Consider the following 20,001-nt stretch of genomic DNA (forward strand, 5'->3'; position numbering starts at 1 on the left):
TCCGTCTCCTAGCACAGAAAAAACCGGGGCGCAAAACGCCATTGGCCCCTTTCGCGCGGATCAGGAATAGGCCGGAATATCGCTGCGATGCAGACCGACTCCGGGCAGTTTGCAGCCGGTTCCGGCACCGACTTCGACCAGCCGGAACGCGTCCGGCTGGGCGAACAGCGCCCGCAGCAGACGGTTGGTCATCGCGTGGCCGGCGCGGTTGCCGGTATAGCGGCCCAGGATCGGCGCGCCGGCCAGCGCCAGGTCGCCCAGGGCGTCGAGCATCTTGTGGCGCACCGGTTCGTCGGCATGGCGCAACCCGCCCGGGCTGAGCACCCGGTCGCCGTCGACCACCACCGCGTTTTCCATCGTGCCACCCAGGGCGAGGCCGTTGGCGCGCATCATGTCGACATCCGACTGGCGGCAGAAGGTGCGGCTGTCGGCCAGTTCGCGCACGAAGGCGCCGTTGGCCATGTTCAGCCTCTTCGACTGGCGGCCGATCGCGCCGTCGCTGAAGTCGATGCGGAAATCGATCTCGAGCATGTCAGACGGGTCGAGCCGGGCGAAGGCCTCGCCATCGCGCACCTCGACCGGCGACTCGATGCGGAAGGCCCGCACCGGCACGTTCAGGGCGCGGCGGCCCCGGGCCATGATGCCTTCGACGAAGGGCACGGCGCTGCCGTCAAGGATCGGGATTTCGGGACCATCGACCTCGATCAGCGCATTGTGAATGCCGCAACCGGCCAGCGCCGCCATCAGGTGCTCGATCGTCGAGACCGAGTCGCCGGCGTCATTGGCCACCAAGGTGCAGAGCTTCGACGCCACCACCGCGTCCCAGCGCGCCGGGATCAGCGGCTCGCCGTCGAGATCGGTGCGCTTGAACCAGATGCCGTAATCGGCCGAAGCCGGCAGCACCGTCACCCGCACGGGCCGGCCGCCATGCAGACCGGTGCCGGTGAATGACACCGCAGATTTGATCGCGTGTTGCAAGTGGTCCCTCGAGCGTGGCGCGGAACGTCCCCAATTCCGCGACCCTCAGGTAATCGGAGCCGCCGGTCATCACAACTCACTCTTTGCAACGCGATGTAACAATCCGATCGCGGCTGCGCAAATTCGTGCCTACTCACGCAGGGTCACAGCATAACCCATTGCAATAAAAAGAAAACGGGCCGGATTTCTCCGGCCCGTCGGGTCAAATTGTGACCGCTCTCAGTTCGCCTGGCGACGCAGGAAAGCCGGGATTTCGATCCGCTCCTGTTCGGGATCGGCCTCCTGCTCGTCGTCATAGGCGGTCACCGGCGGCTGGCTGCGGGCGGTGGCCTGGCCGCGGTCGGCCTGGGGCTCGGCGCCGTGGCCGGTCATCCGGTTGATCAGCGAGTTGATGCCGAAGCGCGGCTTCTCGGGCGCGGCTTGCCTGGGCTGCTCGGCGGCCGGCTGCGGCGCGGCCTGGCGCGGCGAGCCGCTGCGGTTGACCGCGGCGGCCAGGCGGGCCATCGCCTCGGGCGACGGCGTCCCCGGGGTGCGCGCGCGCGGCGCGACGAAGCCGGCCGCGTCGTCCTCGACCCGCGGCTGCGGTGCCTGGGCGGCCGGTTGCGGCGCCGGCTGCGGTGCGACTTGCGGCGCCGGCTGCGGCCGATAGGCCGGCGGCGGCAGGTCGTCGGCGGCCTGTGCCGGCGCCGGTTGCGGCGCCTCGGGCTGCGGCTCGAAGCCCTCGAACAGCGTCGGCTCGCTGGCCGCGGGCTCGACCGGCTGGGCGGGGGCCGCGGCAGCCGGCGCTTCCGCGGCGGGGGCCTCGGCGATCGGCAGCGGCTCGGCCAGGCGGCGGCGCGGCGCCGGCATCTCGCCCGAAGCCGTGGCGTCGATGCCGGTGGCGACCACGGAAACCCGCAGCACCCCTTCCATGTCGGTATCCAGGGTCGAGCCGACGATGATGTTGGCGTCGGGATCGACCTTCTCGCGGATGATGTTCGCGGCCTCGTCGAGCTCGAACAGGGTCAGGTCGTAGCCGCCGGTGATGTTGATCAGCACGCCCTTGGCGCCGTTGAGGCTGATCTCGTCGAGCAGCGGGTTGGCGATCGCCTTCTCGGCGGCGTCGACGGCGCGGTTCTCTCCGGTCGCCTCGCCGGTGCCCATCATCGCCTTGCCCATCTCGTCCATCACCGCACGGACGTCGGCGAAATCGAGGTTGATCAGGCCGGGCCGGACCATCAGGTCGGTGACGCCCTTGACGCCCTGGTAGAGGACGTCGTCGGCCATCGCGAAGGCCTCGGTGAAGGTGGTCTTCTCGTTGGCGAGGCGGAACAGGTTCTGGTTCGGGATGATGATCAGGGTGTCGACGACCTTCTGCAGGTTCTCGACGCCCTCTTCGGCCTGGCGCATGCGCTTGGCGCCTTCGAACTGGAACGGCTTGGTGACAACGCCGACGGTCAGCACCCCCAGCTCGCGCGCGGCCTGGGCGATGATCGGCGCGGCGCCGGTGCCGGTGCCGCCGCCCATGCCGGCGGTGATGAAGCACATATGCGCGCCGGCCAGGTGATCGACGATCTCCTCGATCGTCTCCTCGGCGGCCGCGGCCCCGACCGCCGGACGGGCGCCCGCGCCCAGCCCCTCGGTCGCCTTGACGCCCATCTGGATGCGCGCGGTGGCGTTGCTTTGCTGCAGGGCCTGCGCGTCGGTGTTGGCGACGACGAACTCGACGCCCTGGAGCTGCTTCTCGATCATGTTGTTGACGGCATTGCCGCCGGCGCCGCCGACACCGAAAACCGTGATCCGCGGCTTCAATTCAGTTTCGTCGTTCATCGTCAGATTCAATGTCATCGTTTTATCCGCCTGCCTTTGCGCCTTGTCCGCCCGCCGTGCTTTCCGGTCGCTTGTCCCCGAAGCGGCCTGTATCCCGGGTTAGCGCCGATTCTATCCACAGAGACCGCCGAGGTCACTAAAAAAACGCCATTTCCCCACAAAATATGGGTGGTCTCATGCCTGGGCCGGCGGGATTTTGCCAATACGTCATGATCTTGCGGCTACCAGTTATCCTTGAACCATTTCAACGCACGTTTCAGCGACCGCGCCGGGTAACGCTCTGACGGGATGTCGAAATCCCACCATTCGTCCTGCGGGTGGGCGGCGAAGAGGCACAGGCCGACGGCGCTGGCGAAGGCCGCGCCGGTCGCCGCCTGGGGCAGGCCCTGGACCCGCAGCGGCCGTCCCAGCCGCACCCGCTGGCCGAGGATTCGCGCCGCCAGGCCATCGAGCCCGGGGATCTGACTCGCCCCGCCGGTCAGCACGATCTGCTGGCTCGGCAGGTGCTCGAAGCCGGCGGCGTCGAGCCGCGCCCGCACCTCTTCGAGGATCTCCTCGACCCGCGGCCGGATGATGCCGATCAGTTCGGCCCGGCTGACCTGGCGGCGGTCCTTGTCCCAGTCGCCGCTATCGGCGCCGATCTCGATCATCTCGCGGTCGTCCATGCCGGTGGCGACGACGCCGCCATGGCGGGTCTTGATCCGCTCGGCCACCGCCATCGGCACCTGCAGCCCCTTCGCGATATCCGAGGTGACGTGATCGCCGCCCAGCCGGACGCTGTCGGCATAGATCATGTGCTTCTTGATGAAGATCGACAGCCCGGTCGCGCCGCCGCCGAGGTCGATGCAGGCCGCGCCCAGCTCCTGCTCGTCCTCGACCAGGCTCGAGACGCCCGAGACATAGGCCGAGGAGGCCAGCCCCGCGACCTCGAGATCGCAGCGCTTGATCGCCGCCAGCAGGTTCTGGATCGCCGTGGTGTCGACCGACAGCAGGTGCATGTCGCAGGCCAGCCGGTTGCCGATCTGGCCGCGCGGATCGCCCAGGCCCGAGCGGTGGTCGATGGCGAAGTTCACCGGCTGGGCGTGCAGCACCTCGCGGCCCTGGCCGATATCGGGCATGTCGCAGGCGGCCAGCACCCGGGCGATGTCGTGCTCGCTCACCTCGCCGTCCTGCAGCTCCCATTCGCCGGCCAGCCCGTAGGAGCGCGGCCGCGCGCCCGAGAAGCTGGCGATGACGTGGTCGACCCGGACATTGGCCATCTTCTGCGCCGCCTGCACCGCGGTGCGGATCGCGCGCTCGGTCTCGTGCATGGCGTCGATCTCGCCGAAGCGGACCCCGCGCGAGCGCGTCGTCGCCGCGCCGATGACGCGGAAGGACGATTGCCCGGCCATCGGCCCGACGCCGTCGCTGTCGCGGAAGGTCTCGGGCCCGTCGAAGCGCAGGATCAGGCAGGCGATCTTGGAGGTGCCGACATCGAGAATGGCAATCACACCACGTTGCATGGCGGCGCGTCGCATGTGCCGCATGGTCCGCTGGGACTGGTACAGATCCGTCATTGGCTGAGGGCTCCTGCCTGGGTTTCACGCATCTTGCGCAGGGCGGCCACCGCTTGCGGCGTCAGCCGCAGCGTCGGGCGCTGTTCGTTGCGCATGTCGACCGCGACGATGTCGCGCGAGAGAAGGTCCTGGGCCTGGTCGAGGGCGATCACCCGCTCGAGCGCCCGCACCGGGCGGGCTTCGGGCAGCAGGATGCGCTGGCCGCGGTCCAGCACCACGTCCCAGCGCCGCGCCCCCATGCGGACGAGGCCACGGATGCGGGGTCGGATCGGGCCGGCGGCGGCGATCAGCTTCAGCGCCTCGGGCACCGCCTTCTCCGCCGCCTCCCCCGCGATCAGCGGCAGGTCGGCCCGCGCCGCGCGCGTGGTCAGGGCCGCGACCCGGTGGCCGGTGGCGTCGAGCATTTCCAGACCCTTGCGGCTGCGCCAGACCACCGCCCCCTGGCGGGCATGGACCGTGACCTGAAGCACCCCGCCGCCCTTGACCTGGACCTCGGTCGAGGCCACCGCGTCGAGCTGCTCGGCCTTGCGCCGCAGGGCTTCGAGATTCAGATCGAACGAGCTTTGCGGCAGCTTCAGCGCCAGCGCCTGCCGGATCGCCTTGGCCAGCGGCGGCGAGGCGCCGTCGATCTGCAGCATGGTGACCATGAATTCGGGGCGCGACTCGATCTGCTGGCGCAGCTCGGCGACGGCGTTGACGACGACCGCCCGGCGTTCGGCATTGCCGAAATAGAGCCCGGCCAGCAGCACGACGGTGAAGGCCGGCAGGCCGGTGCGCAGCAGCGAGCGAAACAGCGGCGTCAGCCACAGCCGCTGGAACCGGTAGGCCCAGCGGCTGGGCGCCGGGTCGCGGCGCGGCGGCTGCGGCTCGGGACGGAAGCGACGGCCGATCAGCGATTGCATGAGGCGTCCTCCACCATCCAGCGGCACAGCTCGGGAAAGGAAATGCCGACATGGGCCGCCTGCTCCGGGCTCAGCGAGGTCGGCGTCATCCCCGGCTGGGTGTTGGTCTCGAGCAGGATCAGCCCGTCGCGGCCGCGGCTCTCGTCCCAGCGGAAATCGGTGCGGCTGAGCCCGCGGCAGCCCAGCGCCCGGTGCGCCCGCAGGGCATAGTCGAGGCAGGCGTCGAAGATCTCCTGCGGCAGCTCGGCCGGCAGGACGTGGCGCGAACCGCCGGGCTTGTACTTGGCGTCGTAATCGTACCAGCCCGTCGTCAGGATGTCGGTGACGGTCAGCGCCCGGTCGCCCATCACGGTCGTGGTCAGTTCGCGCCCCGGCGCGTAGGTCTCGACCATCACCTGCTCGGGCATCTCGTCGGACAGCTGCGGCGGCGCGTTCGCCGCCTCCTGCACCAGGTAGACGCCGACCGAGGAGCCCTCGTTATTCGGCTTGACCACGTAGGGCGGCGCCATGACGTGGCGCTGGCGGACCTCGGCGGCGGCGGCGATGACGCTCTCGACCACCGGCAGGCCGGCGGCGCGGAAGGTGTCTTTCGAACGGCTCTTGTCCATCGCCAGGGCCGAGGCCAGCACGCCCGAATGGGTATAGGGCAGGCGCAGCCATTCCAGCAGGCCCTGGACGCAGCCGTCCTCGCCCCAGCGGCCGTGCAAGGCGTTGAAGACGACGTCGGGCGCGATCTCGACCAGCCGCGCGGCCAGGTCGGCCCCCGCGTCCAGTTCGACCACCTCGTATCCCGCCTCCCGCAGCGCCGCGGCGCATTCGCGCCCGGTCGACAGCGACACCTCCCGCTCCGCGGAAAGGCCGCCCATCACGACTGCGACTCTGGAGGCTGCCCTGCTCGACATGCCTGCCACCTGTGCCTCACGGACCGTTCGCGGCCCTTTTCGTTTTCCGGCCCGCTGCCGGACCGTCCTGCTCACCCGCGCCGGGGTTTTGTCGTTTCGGCGTCGGGGTCTTCCGTGCTCAGTCTTCGGTCTTTTCCGGGGCGGTCCCCGGCGCCGGTTCGCCGATGCGCATGATTTCCCACTCTAGCAACAGACCCGAGGCTTGAAAAACCTTTTTTCGGACCTCCTCGCCCAAACCTTCCAGATCGGCCGCGGTGGCGCCGCCGGTATTGAGCATGAAGTTCGAGTGTTTCTCGGCCATCTGCGCCCCGCCCCGGCGGGCGCCGCGCAGGCCGGCCTCGTCGATCAGCTTCCAGGCCTTGAGCGCGTGGCTGTCATCGGCGCGCCCGGTCGAGGAGAACCCGGCCGGGTTGCGGAAGGTCGAGCCGGCGGTGCGCTCCTTCGTCGGCTGGCTGGCATCGCGTTTCGCCAGCTGCTCGTCCATCTTCGCCGCCAGCGCCTCGGGATCGCCCGCCGCGCCCTCGAAGGTGGCCGAGACGATGACCCAGCCCTCGGGCAGGTCGCTCTGGCGGTAGCGGAAATTCATCTCCGCCGGGCTGCGCTCGACCAGCTCGCCCGCGCGGGTGACGCAGGTGACCCCGATGCAGTGGTCGGCGACATAGCTGCCGTAGCAGCCGGCATTCATCCGCACCGCGCCGCCGATGGCGCCGGGTATGGTGCGCAGGAAGGTCAGGTCGACCCCGGCCTGCGCCGCCTTGCGGGCGACATGGGCGTCCAGCATCGCGGCGCCGGCGGTGACGGTGGTGCCCTCGATCTCGATCCCGTTGAAGCCGCGGCCGAGCCGGATCACCACCGCCCGGATACCGCCGTCGCGGACGATCAGGTTCGAGCCGACGCCGATCGGGAAGACCGGGATACCGGCCGGCAGGTCGCGCAGGAAGGCGCGCAGGTCGTCGAGATCGGCGGGCTGGAACAGCCAGTCGGCCGGCCCGCCGACCCGCAGCCAGGTCAGCTCGGCCAGCGGCCGGTTCGGCGTCAGGATGCCGCGGACGGAGGGGAGCGTGTCGGTCATGGGGGCGTAGCTAGAGCGCCGGCCGGCAGGCTGCAAGCCCCGGCTGCAGCTCACGCCCGGTCGCCGCCGACGCGGCTCCAGACCTTGCGGCCGAGATAGTAGAGCGGCCAGCGCAGCACCGAGGCAACAACGGCAAGGCCGATCAGGCCGGGCACGGGGCCGTGCAGGTAGGTGATCGCGCCCAGCAGCGGGATGCAGGTCAGGATCAGCAGCACGGCGCCGCGCCAGTGCCAGACCCGCGGCAGGGCCGAGATGCCTGCGGCGGCGATCACCCAGACCAGGCCCCAGACGATCGGGTCCTTCAGCAGTATCGCCAAGCTCATATCACGCCTCCCATGATCCCTGCGAGTGCCGCCAGCGCCGCGACCAGCCCGAGCACGGGCACCCAGAGCGGCACCCGGAACGGCGCCACATCGCTTTGACGTTTGAAGCCGATCAGCGCCGTGTTCACCACCGCGAAGACCCCCAGCAGCACCGCCGAGGTGACCTCGGCCAGCGCCTGCACCTCGAGTTTCAGCGCCGCGATCACCACCCCCGCCCCGAGCAGCAGCGTCGCCAGGACGGGCGTGCCGAAACGCTTGTCGGCGTTGTGAAAGACGCTCAGCCAGCGGGTCCGGCGGCCGAGCCCGAACAGCACCCGCGCCGCCATCACGATCTGGGCCAGGATGCCGTTGAGGGCGGCGAAGACGGCGATGGCGGACAGGAACGCCGCGTTGCCGCCGGTGCCATGCTGCCAGACCAGCGCCAACGGCCGCGTGCTGCCGGCCAGCGCCTCGACCGGCACCGCCCGCACCGCCGCCAGGCTGACCAGCGCGTAAAGCAGCGCGGTGATGGTCAGGGCGGCGAGGATGGCGCGCGGCATGGTGCGCTCGGGCGCCTTGGCCTCCTCGGCCATGTTGGCGAGGTCCTCGAAGCCGATGAAGGCGAAGAAGGCCAGCCCGGCCGCCCCGGCGACGCCGACCCATTGCGGCGGCGGCGGCGCCTGCCAGTCGGCCACCGGCGCGGCGTGGAAGCCGGCCCAGATCACCATCGCCAGGCCGGCGACCTCGATCGCGGTCAGCACGGCGGCGACGGTCAGGCTTTCCAGCACCCCGACCATGGCGATCAATGTCAGCAGCGCCCCCAGCCCGACGATGGCCCAGTCGGAGGGCAGGTCGATCAGCGCCGTCAGGTAGCCGACCCCGCCGCGCAGCACGGCGGCGGCCGAGACGGTGCCGGCGACGATGATCGCCAGCCCGATCAGGACCGCCAGCCGATGCGCGCCGAGGCCGAGCTCGACATAGGCCGCCTCGCCCGCCGCCTCGGGCACCCGCGTCGTCAGTTCGGCATAGGTCAGCGCGGTGGGCATCGCCACCAGCCCGGCAAGGACGAAGGAGAGCGGTGCCCAGACCCCGGCCTGGCCGACGACGGCCCCGACCAGCACGTAGATCCCGGCGCCGACCATGACGCCGACGCCATAGGCCGTCAGCAGGCCGGGACCGAGCCGTCGCTTCAGCTCCCCGGCCATCGCCTCAGCCCTCCTTCAGATGCCCCGGCAGGGCGTTGGCCCAAGCCGAGATCGTCCCGGCGCCGAGGCAGACCACCATGTCGCCCGGCCGTGCCTGCTCCCTCACCAGCCGGACCAGATCGTCTTCCGACAGGATGGCGCGGGCATGGCGGTGGCCATGGGCGATGAGGCCGGCGACCAGGTCGTCGCGGGTCGCGCCCGGGATCGGGTCCTCGCCGGCCGGGTAGACCTCGGCGATGGCGACGACGTCGGCCTCGTTGAAACAGGTGCAGAAATCGTCGAACAGGCTGTGCAGCCGGCTGTAGCGATGCGGCTGGTGAACCGCGATCACCCGGCCCTTGGTCGCCTGCCGCGCCGCCTTGAGCACCGCCGCGATCTCGACCGGATGGTGGCCGTAATCGTCGATGATGGTGACGCCGTTCACCTCGCCGACCTTGGTGAAGCGCCGGTTGACGCCGGCGAAATGGGCCAGCGCGTCGCGGATTTCGTCCTTCTTCATGCCGAGGTGGCGGGCGACGGCGACGGCGGCGAGCGCGTTCGAGACGTTGTGGTCGCCCGGCATCGGCAGGGTGCAGCCCTCGATCATGCTGCCCTCTTCCTCGCCGTTCAGGGCGATGTCGAAATGGGCGGTGCCGTTCTCGTAGCGCAGGTTGATGGCACGGACATCGGCCTGGGCGTTGAAGCCGAAGGTGACGACGCGGCGGTCGGTGACCCGGCCGACCAGCGCCTGGACCTCGGGATGGTCGGTGCAGCAGACGGCGAGGCCGTAGAACGGGATGTTCGAGACGAAATCGGTGAAGCCCTGGCGCAGCGCGTCGAAGCTATGCCAGTGCTCCATGTGCTCGGGGTCGATATTGGTGACGATGGCGATGGTTGCCGGCAGGCGGTTGAAGCTGCCGTCGCTCTCGTCGGCCTCGACCACCATCCACTCGCCCTCGCCCGCCCGGGCGTTCGAGCCATAGGCATGGATGATGCCGCCGTTGATCACCGTCGGGTCGAAGCCGCCCTTGTCGAGCAGCGTCGCCACCAGCGTCGTCGTCGTCGTCTTGCCATGGGTGCCGGCGACGGCGATGTTGGATTTCAGCCGCATCAGCTCGGCCAGCATCTCGGCCCGGCGCACCACCGGCAGCTTGCGCCGCCGCGCCTCTTCCAGCTCGGGATTGCCCGGCTTGATCGCCGACGAGATCACCACGACCTCGGCCTCCGCGACGTTCTCGGCCTTCTGGCCGATGAAGACGGTGGCGCCGAGGCTTTCCAGCCGCTCGGTGATCTTCGAGGCCTTGAGGTCCGAGCCCTGGACCCGGTAGCCGAAGGTCAGCAGCACCTCGGCGATGCCGGACATGCCGATGCCGCCGATGCCGACGAAATGGATCGCGCCCAGCTCACCGGGCAGTTTGGTTGCCGCATTCATGCTCTTGCCTTCTCCGCCAGCCCCTCGACCATGTCGACCAGCTTTTCCGTCGCGTCGGGCCGCGCGTAGCCCAGCGCCCCGCGCACCATGTGTTCGGCCGCCTCGGGCTGGCCCAGAACCGTGGCTATCTGCTCTGAAAGCGCGCCGGGTTCAAGCGCGGATTCCGGGATCATGATCGCCCCTTCCGCCGCGACCAGCCCACGGGCATTGGCGGTCTGGTGATCTCCGGTCGCCGTCGCCAGGGGGATCAGGATCGCCGGCCGGCCGATGATCGAGATATCGGCGACCGAGGAGGCGCCGGAGCGGCTGATCACCAGCTGCGCCTCGGACAGCCGGCTGGGGATGTCGTTGAAGAACGGCTGCACCTCGGCCCGGATCCCGGCCTGCGCGTAGGACTCGGTGACGCGTTCGACATCCTCGGCCCGCGCCTGGTGGGCGACGCGCAGGTTGGCGCGGATCGCCTCGGGCAGCATCGCCACGGCGGCGGGGACGACATCGGACAGGATCCGCGCCCCCTGGCTGCCGCCGATGACGACCAGGCTCATCGGGTAGTCGCCGGGCGGGATATAGGCCGCCCCGGCCCGGGCCAGCACCGCCGCCCGCACCGGGTTGCCGGTCGGCGTGCCCTTGACGCCGTCGGGCAGCCTGGTCGGCCAGGTGCCGCAGGCGATGGCGTCGACATGCTTGGCGAACAGCGCGTTGACCCGGCCCAGCACGCCGTTCTGCTCGTGGATCATGCGCGGCACGCGCAGCAGTGTCGCCGCCGCCAGCGCCGGGATCGTCGGGTAGCCGCCGAAGCCGACCACCGCCGCCGGCCGCTCGCGCAGCATCGCCGCCGCCGCCGCCAGCACGCCGCCGGCGATGCGGAACGGCACCAGCAGCTTGGCCAGCGCCCCGCCGCGGGCGAAGGTGGCCGAGGCGACCTGCCGGACCTCGACCACGTGGGGAAAGCCGCCGGTGTAGCGGGCGCCGCGGGCATCGGTCGACAGCCGCACCTGCCAGCCGCGCCGCACCATCGCCTCGGCCAGTGCCTGGGCGGGGAACATGTGCCCGCCGGTGCCGCCGGCCGCGATCACCAGCAGCGGCTTGCTATCCCGCCGCCGGCTCATCCGCGCCCGCGCCGGCCGAAGATGTCGCCGATCTCGCCCTGCGGCCGGGTCCGGGTGAAGGCCAGCAGCATGCCCATGGTGATGCCGGCGGCGATGATCGACGAACCGCCATAGCTGACGAAGGGCAATGTCATCCCCTTGGCCGGCAGCAGCCGCACCGCGACGCCCATGTTGACCACCGCCTGGATGCCGAAGATGCAGGCCAGCCCGGTGCCGGCGAGGCGGATGAAGGGATCGCGCTCGCGCATCAGCCGCACCAGCGAACGCACCACGATGGTGGCGTAGAGCGCGAGGATGACCAGCACCAGGATCAGGCCGTATTCCTCGGCCGCGACGGCGATGATGAAATCGGTATGGGCGTCGGGCAGCGACCATTTCACCTGGCCCTCGCCGACGCCGACGCCGAAGAAGCCGCCCTCCTGGATGGCGTGGGTGGCATAGCCGATCTGGGTCCGGGGATCGACGTCGGAGGCCAGGAAGCCGTCGATCCGCTTGGCGAAGTGGTCCGAGTAGGTATAGGCGGCCATGCCGCCGGTCGCGACCATGACGCAGACGGTCATCAGCAGCAGGATCGGCGCGCCGGCGACGAAATACATCACGCCCCAGCTGAACAGGATCAGTGCCGACTGGCCGAAATCGGGCTGCATCGCCAGGAAGGCGACGACGACGATGGTGATGGCGAAGGAGACCGACTTGCCCGGCGGGCCATTGATCTCCTGGCTCGCCGCCATCAGCCAGGCGGTCAGGATGACGAAGCCGGGCTTGAGGAATTCCGACGGCTGCACGGTGGCGAAGCCGAAGGAGAACCAGCGCACCGCGCCCTTGCCGAAATCGCTGCCGAAGGCGGGCAGCAACGCCAGCGCGACGAAGGCGGCAAGGAAGCCGACCACGCCCATCCGCCGCACCATGTTCGGGTTCAGCATCGAGGTCAGCATCATCACCACCAGCGAGACGGCGCCGAACACGGCCTGGCGGTCGACATAGTGGAAGGGCGGCAGCCCGTTGCGGGTGGCCAGCGGCACCGAGGCGGCGAGGCCCAGCAACAGCCCGATGCCATAGAGGATGAACACGCAGGTCATGGTCCACTTGTCGACCGTGCGCCACCACCGGGGAAGTACCGGTTCACCTGCCCGGATGGGCATGGTGCCATAGACCATTTCCGTCATCGGAATACCGCCGTCTCTGCCTCGATCCGCCCGTTTGCCGGGTCTGATGGCGAAAGTGTAGCCGAAGGGGCCTGTCAAGGCCAGAGAACATTGCGGTGAGACGGCAGCGGCGGCGCTCGCAGACGTTGCGCTTGCAGACGTTGCGCTTGCAGATCATCCCGCCGCCGTCGGTCCAGTCGCTTGCCAGGGATCGATCGCGGCACAGCGGGCGGAACGCAACGACCAGGCTCCCCCCTACCCCTTCGCCTTCAGCGCCGCCCAGCGCTCCAGGCTTGCCGCCGGCCACATCTCGGACCGGCGGTAGTATTCCGGCACCGCCGGCACGTTGCCGGGCAGGATCACCCAGGGCAGCTTGGTCGAGGTGAAGATGTGGATGTCGGGCGGGCATTCGGCCGGATCGCCCAGCGTCCCGACGCGGACGAAGGCCAGCGCCGCGCCGCCGCCGGCATAATGGCTCCACAGTGCGACATGGCAATAGGGGCAGCGGGCGATGGTCTGGCCCTTGCCGCTGGCCGAAGGCGTCTCGATCCTCTCGGGCCGGCCGGTGATCAGCTCGATCCGGTCGCTCTCGATCAGGGCGTTGAGGGCGAAGGCCGAGCCGGTCTCGCGCTGGCACCAGGTGCAATGGCAGCAATGGGTGAAGAGCGGCCGGCCCTTGAGCCGGTACTTGACATGGCCGCAGGTGCAATGTCCGATCATCGCGCGCCTCCCTCGGGATCTGCAAGCCAGCCTGCCCGGCCGCCCCTGCCCGGTCAAGCCGCCCGCCGGGCGAGCCAGACCGAATGGCCGGCACAGTCCGGGTCCTGGGCGACAAAGGCCCGCACCGCCATGCCGTTGGCCTCGATCAGGGCGGCGTATTGCGCCGGCGACAGGCTGGAATGATAGACCTGCTCGTCTCCCACCCGGCCGATGGCGATCCCCGCCGCCGGGCCGGTGGTGAACAGCAGCCGCCCGCCCGGCGCCAGAAGGGCGGAGAAGACGGCGAACATCGCCCGCTGCGCCGCCGGGTCGAGGTGGAAGAAGCTGTTCCAGGCCAGCACCGCGTCGAAGCGGCGCCCCAGCGCCAGCCCGCGCATGTCGGCCTCGATCCATTCCGCCCGCGGGAAGCGCCGCCGCGCCAGCTCCAGCATCTCGGGCGCGATATCGACGCCCGTCAGGGCGAAGTCCCGGCCGAGCAGGTAGTCCGCGATCGGCTCGCCGCCGCCGCAGCCGAGGTCGAGAATGGTCGCGCCGGGGCCGAAACCCTCGCTCATCCGGTCGAGCCAGCGGCGCTCGAACAGCGCCCGGCTGCGACCGGCGTCCCAGCTCTTCGCCTGGCGGCCATAGGTGGCCGGAATGTCGCCCGGCCCGGGATCGCCGCCCCGCTCAGCCATCCGGCAAGGCCTGCACCAGCGCGGTGAAATCCTCGCCGCGCTTCTCGAAATTCGGGTACTGGTCGAAGCTCGCCGCCGCCGGGGCCAGCAGCACGGTCTCGCCCGGCTCGGCCTCGGCCGCCGCCCGCTCGACCGCTTGCGCCATGGTCTCGCAGATCTCGTGCGGGGTGTCGCCGATCTGCAGCGCGAAGTCGCGTGCCGAATGGCCGATGAGGTAGGCCTTGGCAACCGAGCCCAGGTAGGGCGCCAGGTCGGCGATGCCGCCGTCCTTGCCCAGGCCGCCGGCGATCCAGCGGATGCGCGGGAAGGCCTGCAGCGCCTTGGCCGCGCTGTCGACATTGGTCGCCTTGGAGTCGTTGACGTAGCGCACCCCGTTCCGCTCGCGCACCAGCTGGCTGCGATGCGGCAGGCCGGCGAAGCTGTGCAGCGCCTGTTCGATCAGCTTCGGCGCCAGCCCCAGCGGGCGCACGGCGGCATAGGCGGCGCAGGCGTTCTGGTGGTTGTGGGCACCGGGCAGGCCGGCGATCTCGCGCAGGTCGATCGAGGCCACCTGCCGGCCCTTGCGCCATTCGGCCAGGAAGCCCTTGCGGGCGAAGACCGACCAGCCCGGCCCGTCCAGCTTCTGCCCCGAGGAGACCCGGATCACCCGGTCGTCGCCCGGCCCGGCACCGATCTGGTTGGCGAGGAACCGGCCCTCGGTCTCGTCGACGCCGATCACCGCCCGGTCCGGCCCGCCCTCGGCGAAGAGCCGGCGCTTGGCGGCGAAATAGCCGCCGATGCCGCCGTGACGGTCGAGGTGGTCGGGCGAGAGATTGGTGAAGACGGCGATGTCCGGGGTCAGCGCCCGGGCCAGCTCGGTCTGGTAGCTCGACAGTTCCAGCACGACGACATCGCCGTCGCCGGCCGGCTCGAGATCGAGCACGCCGCGGCCGATATTGCCGGCCATCTGCACCGGTTTGCCGGCGACCTCGAGGATGTGGTGGATCAGCGCCGTCGTCGTCGACTTGCCGTTCGAGCCGGTGACCGCGATCACCCTGGGCGCGGCGTCGAAATTGTCCCAGTCCGGCGTCGCCCAGGAGCGGAAGAACAGCCCGATATCGTTGTCGACCGGGATGCCCTCGGCCAGGGCGCGGGCGACGATCGGGTTCGGCCTCGGGTAGAGATGCGGGATGCCGGGGCTGACGATCAGCGCGGCGACGCCCTCGAAGGGGCGGGCGCGGGTCGGCACGAAGGGGGCGAAGCCCGCCGCCTCGGCCCTGTCACGCGCCTCGGGACTGTCGTCCCAGACCAGCGGTTCGGCCCCGCCGGCGGCCAGCGCCCGCGCCGCGGCCAGCCCCGACCGGCCCAGCCCCAGCACCGCCACCTTGTGGCCCTCGAACCCGCGCACCGGAATCATCCGCACCCCCTGTTGATTGCCGGCGGAGATTGCCCCGAGGCCGCGGGTGGGTGCAAGCCGGCAGCGGCGACGGAGGCGCGCGCCTCGCGCGCGCAGGGGGCCGTCTGCCCCCTCTTCGCGCCGCGGGCGCGAATTCACCCCCGAGGATATTTGCGCTCAGGTGAAAGGGGAAGCCGGATCGGATCGCACCGCGGCGGCGATCAGCCCGGCGCGGTGCGCGACAGAGGTCTTCGGCAGCACCAGGGTGCGGTGGCCGCGTGCGGGGAAGACCCGGGCGAGGTCGTCGTATTCGGCGCGGGCGGCGGCGAGGCCGTGGCGGCGCTCGGCATCCTCGGCGTAAAGCTCGGGCCAGGGCGGAGCGAGGAAGGTGAGCGGCGCATAGGGCAGTGCGGCGGCCTGGGCAGCGAAATCGGCAGGCGGGGACAACCCGGCGCGGTCCATCGCCGCCAGCGCGTCGATGGCGGAACGATCGAAGATCACCGGGCCCGGCGCGGCCTCGGCGGCGCGGCAATCGGCGATGGCGCGGGCGAGGCAGAGGCTGAGGAAGCGCACGGGGTTCACCCAGGGCAGACCGTCGCCGCCGGCGGCGCGTTCTTCCTGCACGATGCGGCGGCCCGGCTCGGCCACCGTGGCATAGCCGCGACGGGCAAGCTCGGCCAGCAGGGTCGACTTGCCGCCGCCCGAGCAGCCGGAAAGGATGAAGAAGCGTCGGGCCATCGCCGGACCTCCTGCGTGCCGATTTCTTCCGAGTGCAGATGTCTTGCGGGGGGCCGGGCGCGCGAAGCCCCCGGCGCTCAGCGCACCTTCAGCGTCGCCAGTCCGATCAGCGCCAGGATCAGCGAGATGATCCAGAACCGGATGACGATCTGCGGCTCGGCCCAGCCCTTCTTCTCGAAATGGTGGTGGATCGGCGCCATCAGGAAGACTCGCCGGCCGGTGCGCTTGAAATAGAGCACCTGGATGATGACGCTGAGCGCCTCGACCACGAACAGCCCGCCGACGATGGCCAGCACGATCTCGTGCTTGGTCGCCACCGCGATCGCGCCCAGCGCGCCGCCCAGTGCCAGCGAGCCGGTATCGCCCATGAACACCGCCGCCGGCGGCGCGTTGTACCACAGGAAGCCCAGCCCGGCACCGATCAGCCCGGCGGCGAAGACCAGCAATTCGCCGGTGCCGGGGACGTAATGCAGGTCGAGATATTCCGAGAAGTTCGCGTTGCCGACCGCGTAGGCGATGACGCCCAGGGTTCCGGCCGCGATCATCACCGGCATGATCGCCAGCCCGTCGAGCCCGTCGGTCAGGTTGACGGCATTGGCCGAGCCGACGATGACGATCATGGCGAAGGGGATGTAGAACAGCCCCATGTCGATCAGCGCGGTCTTGAACACCGGGAAGGCCAGCTGGCCGCCCAGCGGCGCGGGCTGAAGCGCCATCGCGGCGTAGCCGGCCACGGCCGCGATGACGAGCCCGATGCCAAAGCGGATCCGGCCCGGCACCCCGGCGGTATTGTTCTTGGTCACCTTCTTCCAGTCGTCGGCGAAGCCGATCAGCCCGAAGCCCATGGTGACGAACAGCACCAGCCAGACATAGGCGTCATCGAGCCGGGCCCAGAGCAGCGTCGCCACCAGCAACCCGCCGAGGATCAGCACCCCGCCCATCGTCGGCGTCCCGGCCTTGGCCAGGTGGCCGGCCGGGCCGTCGTCGCGGATCGGCTGGCCCTTGGTCTGGCGCAACTTCAGGAAGTTGATCAGCGGCCGGCCGAACAGGAAGCCGAAGATCAGCGCGGTGAAGAACGCCCCTCCGGCACGGAAGGTGATATAGCGGAACAGGTTGAAGACGTCGCCGCCATCGGAAAGGGCGCTCAGCCAAAACAGCATCTCTAGGGGGTCCTCCGGCTACGGGCCGCGCCCGCTTGGCCCAATTTGCGCAGCGCGTCAACAACCAGGCTCACCTTGCTGCCCTTCGAGCCCTTCACCAGCACCACATCCCCGGCATCGACCAGATGATGGGCGCGGGCGGCGAGCTCCGGGGCGGTCTCGTGCCATTCGCCGCGCTGCGTCCGCGGCAGCGCCTGCCACAGCGCCTTCATCCGCGGGCCGACGCAATGGACCGTCTCGATCCGCTCCATCATCGGATGTTTCGCGATCGCCTCGTGCAGCGCGATCTCGTCCGGGCCCAGCTCCAGCATGTCTCCCAGGATCGCGATCCGGCGGCCCCGGGCGACGCGGCCGATGCCGTCGGTCGGCTCGGCGGCGCCGAGGACCTCCAGCGCGGCGGCCATCGAGGTCGGGCTGGCGTTGAAGGCGTCGTCGATCAGCTCGAAGGCCATCTCGTCCTGCACCGCGTCGAGCGGGATCACCTCGCGCATGCCCCGCCCCGCCGGCGGCTGCCAGCGGCCGAGATCGAGCGCGGCGACCGAGAGGTCGAGCCCCAGCGCCTGGGCCACGGCCAGCGCGCCGAGCGCGTTGGCGGCGAAATGGCGCCCCGGGCTCCGGACCTTGAACAAGAGCGGCAGCGCCCGCGCCTCGGCCCGAACGATGGTCGCGTCGCGCTTGAGCTGGACGTCGAGCAGGCGGAAATCGGCCTCCGCACCGGCGCCGAACAGGACCACCTGCGCCCCGACCTGCGCGGCCTTGCCGGTCAGGATCGGAGTGGTGTCGAGATCGGCGGGCAGCACCGCGGTGCCGCCGGGCTCCAGCCCGTCCAGGATCGCCGCCTTTTCATGCGCGATGGCCTCGATATTCTCGAAGGCCTCCAGGTGCACCGCCGCCACGGTGGTGATCAGCGCCACATGCGGCCGCGCCAACCGGGCCAGCGGCGCGATCTCTCCGGGGTGGTTCATGCCGATCTCGATCACGGCATAGTCGCTGTCCACCGGCATCCGCGCCAGCGTCAGCGGCACCCCCCAGTGGTTGTTGAAGCTCGCCTCGGCCACGTGGGCCCGGCCCTGCCCTTCCAGCACCGCGCGCAGCATCTCCTTGGTCGAGGTCTTGCCGACCGAACCGGTGATGCCGATCACCTTGGCGCCGCTGCGGGCCCGCCCCGCCGCGCCCAGCGCGGTCAGCGCGGCCAGGACGTCGGGCACGATCAGAAGCGGCGCGTCCTCGGCCACGCCCTCGGGCACGCGGTCGACCAGCGCCGCCGCCGCGCCCTTTTCCAGCGCCTGGGCGACGAAGTTGTGACCGTCGCGCAAGTCCTTGAGCGCGACGAACAGATCGCCGGGCTGCAGGCTGCGGGTGTCGATCGAGACCCCGGTGGCGGCGAAGGCGGCCGTCGCCCGGCCGCCGGTCGCGGCCACGGCCTGCGCGGAGGTCCAGAGCGCGGTCACAGTCCTCTCCCGTCCAGTGCGGCGACGGCGACGCTGGCCTGCTCGGCATCGTCGAAGGGGAAGATGTCGGCGCCGACGACCTGGCCGGTCTCGTGGCCCTTGCCGGCGATCAGCAGGGCGTCGCCCGGCCCCAGCGCGTCGATGCCGCGCAGGATCGCCTCGGCCCGGTCGCCGACCTCGATCGCCTCGGGGCAGCCTTCCATCACCATCGAGCGGATCGCCGCCGGGTCCTCGCTGCGCGGGTTGTCGTCGGTGACGATGGCCATGTCGGCATGGTCCGCCGCCGCCCGGCCCATCAGCGGCCGCTTGCTGCGGTCGCGGTCGCCGCCGGCGCCGAAGACGACGACCAGCCGGCCCATGACATGCGGCCGCAGCGCGGTCAGCGCGGTCTTCAGCGCGTCGGGGGTGTGGGCGTAATCGACGAAGACCGCCGCGCCGTTGTCCCGCGTCGCGACATGCTGCATCCGGCCGCGCACCGTGGTCAGCTGCGGCAGCACCGAGAAGACGGCCTCGGCCGGCTCGCCCGAGGCGATGGCCAGCCCGGCCGCCACCAGCACGTTCTCGGCCTGGAAGCCGCCGATCAGCGGCAGCCGCAGCTGGTGGACGACGCCTTCCCAGCTCAGCCGCAGGTCCTGGCCGGTGGCGTCGAAGCGCTGGCCCAGCAGGCGCAGCTCGCAGCCCTCGGCATGGCCGACATTGAGCACGTTCTGCCCGCGCGAGCGGGCGATCTGGCGCATCTCGATCCCCTTGGGATCGTCGGTATTGATCACCGCCCAGCCTTCCTCGGGCAGGACGCGGGAGAACAGCCCGGCCTTGGCGGCGAAATAGGCGTCGAAGCTGTCGTGGTAGTCGAGGTGATCCTGGGTGAAGTTGGTAAAGGCCGCGGCGGTCAGGTGGACCCCGTCGAGCCGGCGCTGGTCGAGCCCGTGCGACGAGGCCTCCATCGCCGCATGGGTGACGCCGGCCCTGGCCGCCTGGGCCAGCGCCCGGTGCAGGGTGATCGGCTCGGGCGTGGTATGGGCCAGCGGGGCGGTCCAGGCGCCCTCGATGCCGGTGGTGCCGACATTGATCGCGTTCAGGCCCAGCGCGGTCCAGATCTGGCGGGTGAAGGTGGCGACGCTCGTCTTGCCGTTGGTGCCGGTGACGGCGACCATCACCTCGGGCTGGACCCCGAACCACAAGGCCGCCGCCGCCGCCAGCGCGCCGCGCGGGTCCTCGGTGACGACGACCGGAATGCCGGTCGCCTCGATCTCGTCCCTGGCCAGCGCCGCGCCCCTGGGATCGGTCAGCACCGCCCCGGCGCCCATCTCGAGCGCGTAGTCGAGGAACTCGATGCCGTGGGCATTGCTGCCGGGCAGCGCCGCGAACAGGCAGCCCGGCGAGACCTGCCGGCTGTCGACGGCGAGGCAGCTGACCTGCACCTCGCGCCCACCCCGGGCGGTCAGCCCGAGCTGTGCCAGTGTCCTGGGAGGCATCCGTCCCGCCATCGTTC

18 protein-coding genes are annotated in these 20,001 nt (G+C 70.6%); all 18 read right to left on the minus strand.

Going from position 1 to position 20,001, the window contains the following annotated elements:
• Positions 1-60 precede the first annotated feature (60 nt).
• Positions 61-978, minus strand: coding sequence for a UDP-3-O-acyl-N-acetylglucosamine deacetylase (lpxC, locus tag ACFOES_RS11160; protein WP_377833350.1), 918 nt, complete (start codon positions 976-978; stop codon positions 61-63).
• A gap of 219 nt (positions 979-1,197) precedes the next feature.
• Positions 1,198-2,805, minus strand: coding sequence for a cell division protein FtsZ (ftsZ, locus tag ACFOES_RS11165; RefSeq protein ID WP_377833351.1), 1,608 nt, complete (start codon positions 2,803-2,805; stop codon positions 1,198-1,200).
• A gap of 203 nt (positions 2,806-3,008) precedes the next feature.
• Positions 3,009-4,343 (minus strand): cell division protein FtsA, encoded by a 1,335-nt coding sequence (gene ftsA, locus ACFOES_RS11170; protein ID WP_377833352.1) that lies wholly within the window; start codon positions 4,341-4,343, stop codon positions 3,009-3,011.
• On the minus strand, positions 4,340-5,245 hold the full coding sequence (locus ACFOES_RS11175; protein WP_377833353.1) for a cell division protein FtsQ/DivIB: 906 nt from the start codon (positions 5,243-5,245) through the stop codon (positions 4,340-4,342). The genes ftsA and ACFOES_RS11175 overlap by 4 nt, the downstream gene beginning before the upstream one ends.
• The gene (locus tag ACFOES_RS11180; RefSeq protein WP_377833354.1) at positions 5,233-6,111 is read right to left on the minus strand and encodes a D-alanine--D-alanine ligase; all 879 of its coding nucleotides are present in this window, start codon (positions 6,109-6,111) and stop codon (positions 5,233-5,235) included. The genes ACFOES_RS11175 and ACFOES_RS11180 overlap by 13 nt, the downstream gene beginning before the upstream one ends.
• Positions 6,112-6,265: 154 nt before the next feature.
• Positions 6,266-7,219: a UDP-N-acetylmuramate dehydrogenase gene (murB, locus tag ACFOES_RS11185; protein ID WP_377833355.1), complete on the minus strand. Its 954-nt coding sequence runs from the start codon at positions 7,217-7,219 to the stop codon at positions 6,266-6,268.
• Positions 7,220-7,269: 50 nt separating this feature from the next.
• Positions 7,270-7,542 (minus strand): DUF2484 family protein, encoded by a 273-nt coding sequence (locus ACFOES_RS11190; RefSeq protein WP_377833356.1) that lies wholly within the window; start codon positions 7,540-7,542, stop codon positions 7,270-7,272.
• Positions 7,539-8,726: an APC family permease gene (locus tag ACFOES_RS11195; protein ID WP_377833357.1), complete on the minus strand. Its 1,188-nt coding sequence runs from the start codon at positions 8,724-8,726 to the stop codon at positions 7,539-7,541. Before ACFOES_RS11195 ends, ACFOES_RS11190 begins: the two co-directional genes overlap by 4 nt.
• A gap of 4 nt (positions 8,727-8,730) precedes the next feature.
• Positions 8,731-10,137, minus strand: a complete 1,407-nt coding sequence (gene murC / locus ACFOES_RS11200; protein ID WP_377833358.1) for a UDP-N-acetylmuramate--L-alanine ligase — start codon at positions 10,135-10,137, stop codon at positions 8,731-8,733.
• On the minus strand, positions 10,134-11,246 hold the full coding sequence (locus ACFOES_RS11205; protein WP_377833359.1) for a UDP-N-acetylglucosamine--N-acetylmuramyl-(pentapeptide) pyrophosphoryl-undecaprenol N-acetylglucosamine transferase: 1,113 nt from the start codon (positions 11,244-11,246) through the stop codon (positions 10,134-10,136). The genes murC and ACFOES_RS11205 overlap by 4 nt, the downstream gene beginning before the upstream one ends.
• The gene (ftsW, locus tag ACFOES_RS11210) at positions 11,243-12,412 is read right to left on the minus strand and encodes a putative lipid II flippase FtsW (protein ID WP_377833360.1); all 1,170 of its coding nucleotides are present in this window, start codon (positions 12,410-12,412) and stop codon (positions 11,243-11,245) included. Before ftsW ends, ACFOES_RS11205 begins: the two co-directional genes overlap by 4 nt.
• A 234-nt stretch (positions 12,413-12,646) precedes the next feature.
• Positions 12,647-13,111 carry a GFA family protein gene (locus ACFOES_RS11215; RefSeq protein ID WP_377833361.1) on the minus strand — a complete coding sequence of 155 codons (465 nt, stop codon included), beginning with the start codon at positions 13,109-13,111 and terminating at the stop codon, positions 12,647-12,649.
• A 53-nt stretch (positions 13,112-13,164) separates the two neighbouring features.
• Complete coding sequence (locus ACFOES_RS11220; RefSeq protein ID WP_377833362.1) at positions 13,165-13,785, minus strand: class I SAM-dependent methyltransferase; 621 nt, start codon at positions 13,783-13,785, stop codon at positions 13,165-13,167.
• Complete coding sequence (gene murD, locus ACFOES_RS11225) at positions 13,778-15,181, minus strand: UDP-N-acetylmuramoyl-L-alanine--D-glutamate ligase (RefSeq protein ID WP_377833363.1); 1,404 nt, start codon at positions 15,179-15,181, stop codon at positions 13,778-13,780. Before murD ends, ACFOES_RS11220 begins: the two co-directional genes overlap by 8 nt.
• A gap of 156 nt (positions 15,182-15,337) precedes the next feature.
• Positions 15,338-15,898: an AAA family ATPase gene (locus ACFOES_RS11230; RefSeq protein WP_377833364.1), complete on the minus strand. Its 561-nt coding sequence runs from the start codon at positions 15,896-15,898 to the stop codon at positions 15,338-15,340.
• 77 nt (positions 15,899-15,975) lie between these two features.
• Positions 15,976-17,058: a phospho-N-acetylmuramoyl-pentapeptide-transferase gene (mraY, locus tag ACFOES_RS11235; RefSeq protein ID WP_377833365.1), complete on the minus strand. Its 1,083-nt coding sequence runs from the start codon at positions 17,056-17,058 to the stop codon at positions 15,976-15,978.
• A 2-nt stretch (positions 17,059-17,060) separates the two neighbouring features.
• On the minus strand, positions 17,061-18,509 hold the full coding sequence (locus ACFOES_RS11240) for a UDP-N-acetylmuramoyl-tripeptide--D-alanyl-D-alanine ligase (protein ID WP_377833366.1): 1,449 nt from the start codon (positions 18,507-18,509) through the stop codon (positions 17,061-17,063).
• Positions 18,506-19,984 (minus strand): UDP-N-acetylmuramoyl-L-alanyl-D-glutamate--2,6-diaminopimelate ligase, encoded by a 1,479-nt coding sequence (locus ACFOES_RS11245; protein ID WP_377833367.1) that lies wholly within the window; start codon positions 19,982-19,984, stop codon positions 18,506-18,508. The genes ACFOES_RS11240 and ACFOES_RS11245 overlap by 4 nt, the downstream gene beginning before the upstream one ends.
• Between the last annotated feature and the right edge of the window lie 17 nt (positions 19,985-20,001).

The organism is Acidimangrovimonas pyrenivorans (assembly GCF_042643245.1).
GTDB lineage: Bacteria > Pseudomonadota > Alphaproteobacteria > Rhodobacterales > Rhodobacteraceae > Acidimangrovimonas > Acidimangrovimonas pyrenivorans.

Coding starts and splice junctions, on each gene's coding strand:
- ftsZ (WP_377833351.1), bottom strand. CDS start 2,805: ATGACATTGAATCTGACGATGAACGACGAAACTGAATTGAAGCCGCGG.
- ftsA (WP_377833352.1), bottom strand. CDS start 4,343: ATGACGGATCTGTACCAGTCCCAGCGGACCATGCGGCACATGCGACGC.
- ACFOES_RS11175 (WP_377833353.1), bottom strand. CDS start 5,245: ATGCAATCGCTGATCGGCCGTCGCTTCCGTCCCGAGCCGCAGCCGCCG.
- ACFOES_RS11180 (WP_377833354.1), bottom strand. CDS start 6,111: ATGGGCGGCCTTTCCGCGGAGCGGGAGGTGTCGCTGTCGACCGGGCGC.
- murB (WP_377833355.1), bottom strand. CDS start 7,219: ATGACCGACACGCTCCCCTCCGTCCGCGGCATCCTGACGCCGAACCGG.
- ACFOES_RS11190 (WP_377833356.1), bottom strand. CDS start 7,542: ATGAGCTTGGCGATACTGCTGAAGGACCCGATCGTCTGGGGCCTGGTC.
- ACFOES_RS11195 (WP_377833357.1), bottom strand. CDS start 8,726: ATGGCCGGGGAGCTGAAGCGACGGCTCGGTCCCGGCCTGCTGACGGCC.
- murC (WP_377833358.1), bottom strand. CDS start 10,137: ATGAATGCGGCAACCAAACTGCCCGGTGAGCTGGGCGCGATCCATTTC.
- ACFOES_RS11205 (WP_377833359.1), bottom strand. CDS start 11,246: ATGAGCCGGCGGCGGGATAGCAAGCCGCTGCTGGTGATCGCGGCCGGC.
- ftsW (WP_377833360.1), bottom strand. CDS start 12,412: ATGACGGAAATGGTCTATGGCACCATGCCCATCCGGGCAGGTGAACCG.
- ACFOES_RS11215 (WP_377833361.1), bottom strand. CDS start 13,111: ATGATCGGACATTGCACCTGCGGCCATGTCAAGTACCGGCTCAAGGGC.
- ACFOES_RS11220 (WP_377833362.1), bottom strand. CDS start 13,785: ATGGCTGAGCGGGGCGGCGATCCCGGGCCGGGCGACATTCCGGCCACC.
- murD (WP_377833363.1), bottom strand. CDS start 15,181: ATGATTCCGGTGCGCGGGTTCGAGGGCCACAAGGTGGCGGTGCTGGGG.
- ACFOES_RS11230 (WP_377833364.1), bottom strand. CDS start 15,898: ATGGCCCGACGCTTCTTCATCCTTTCCGGCTGCTCGGGCGGCGGCAAG.
- mraY (WP_377833365.1), bottom strand. CDS start 17,058: ATGCTGTTTTGGCTGAGCGCCCTTTCCGATGGCGGCGACGTCTTCAAC.
- ACFOES_RS11245 (WP_377833367.1), bottom strand. CDS start 19,984: ATGCCTCCCAGGACACTGGCACAGCTCGGGCTGACCGCCCGGGGTGGG.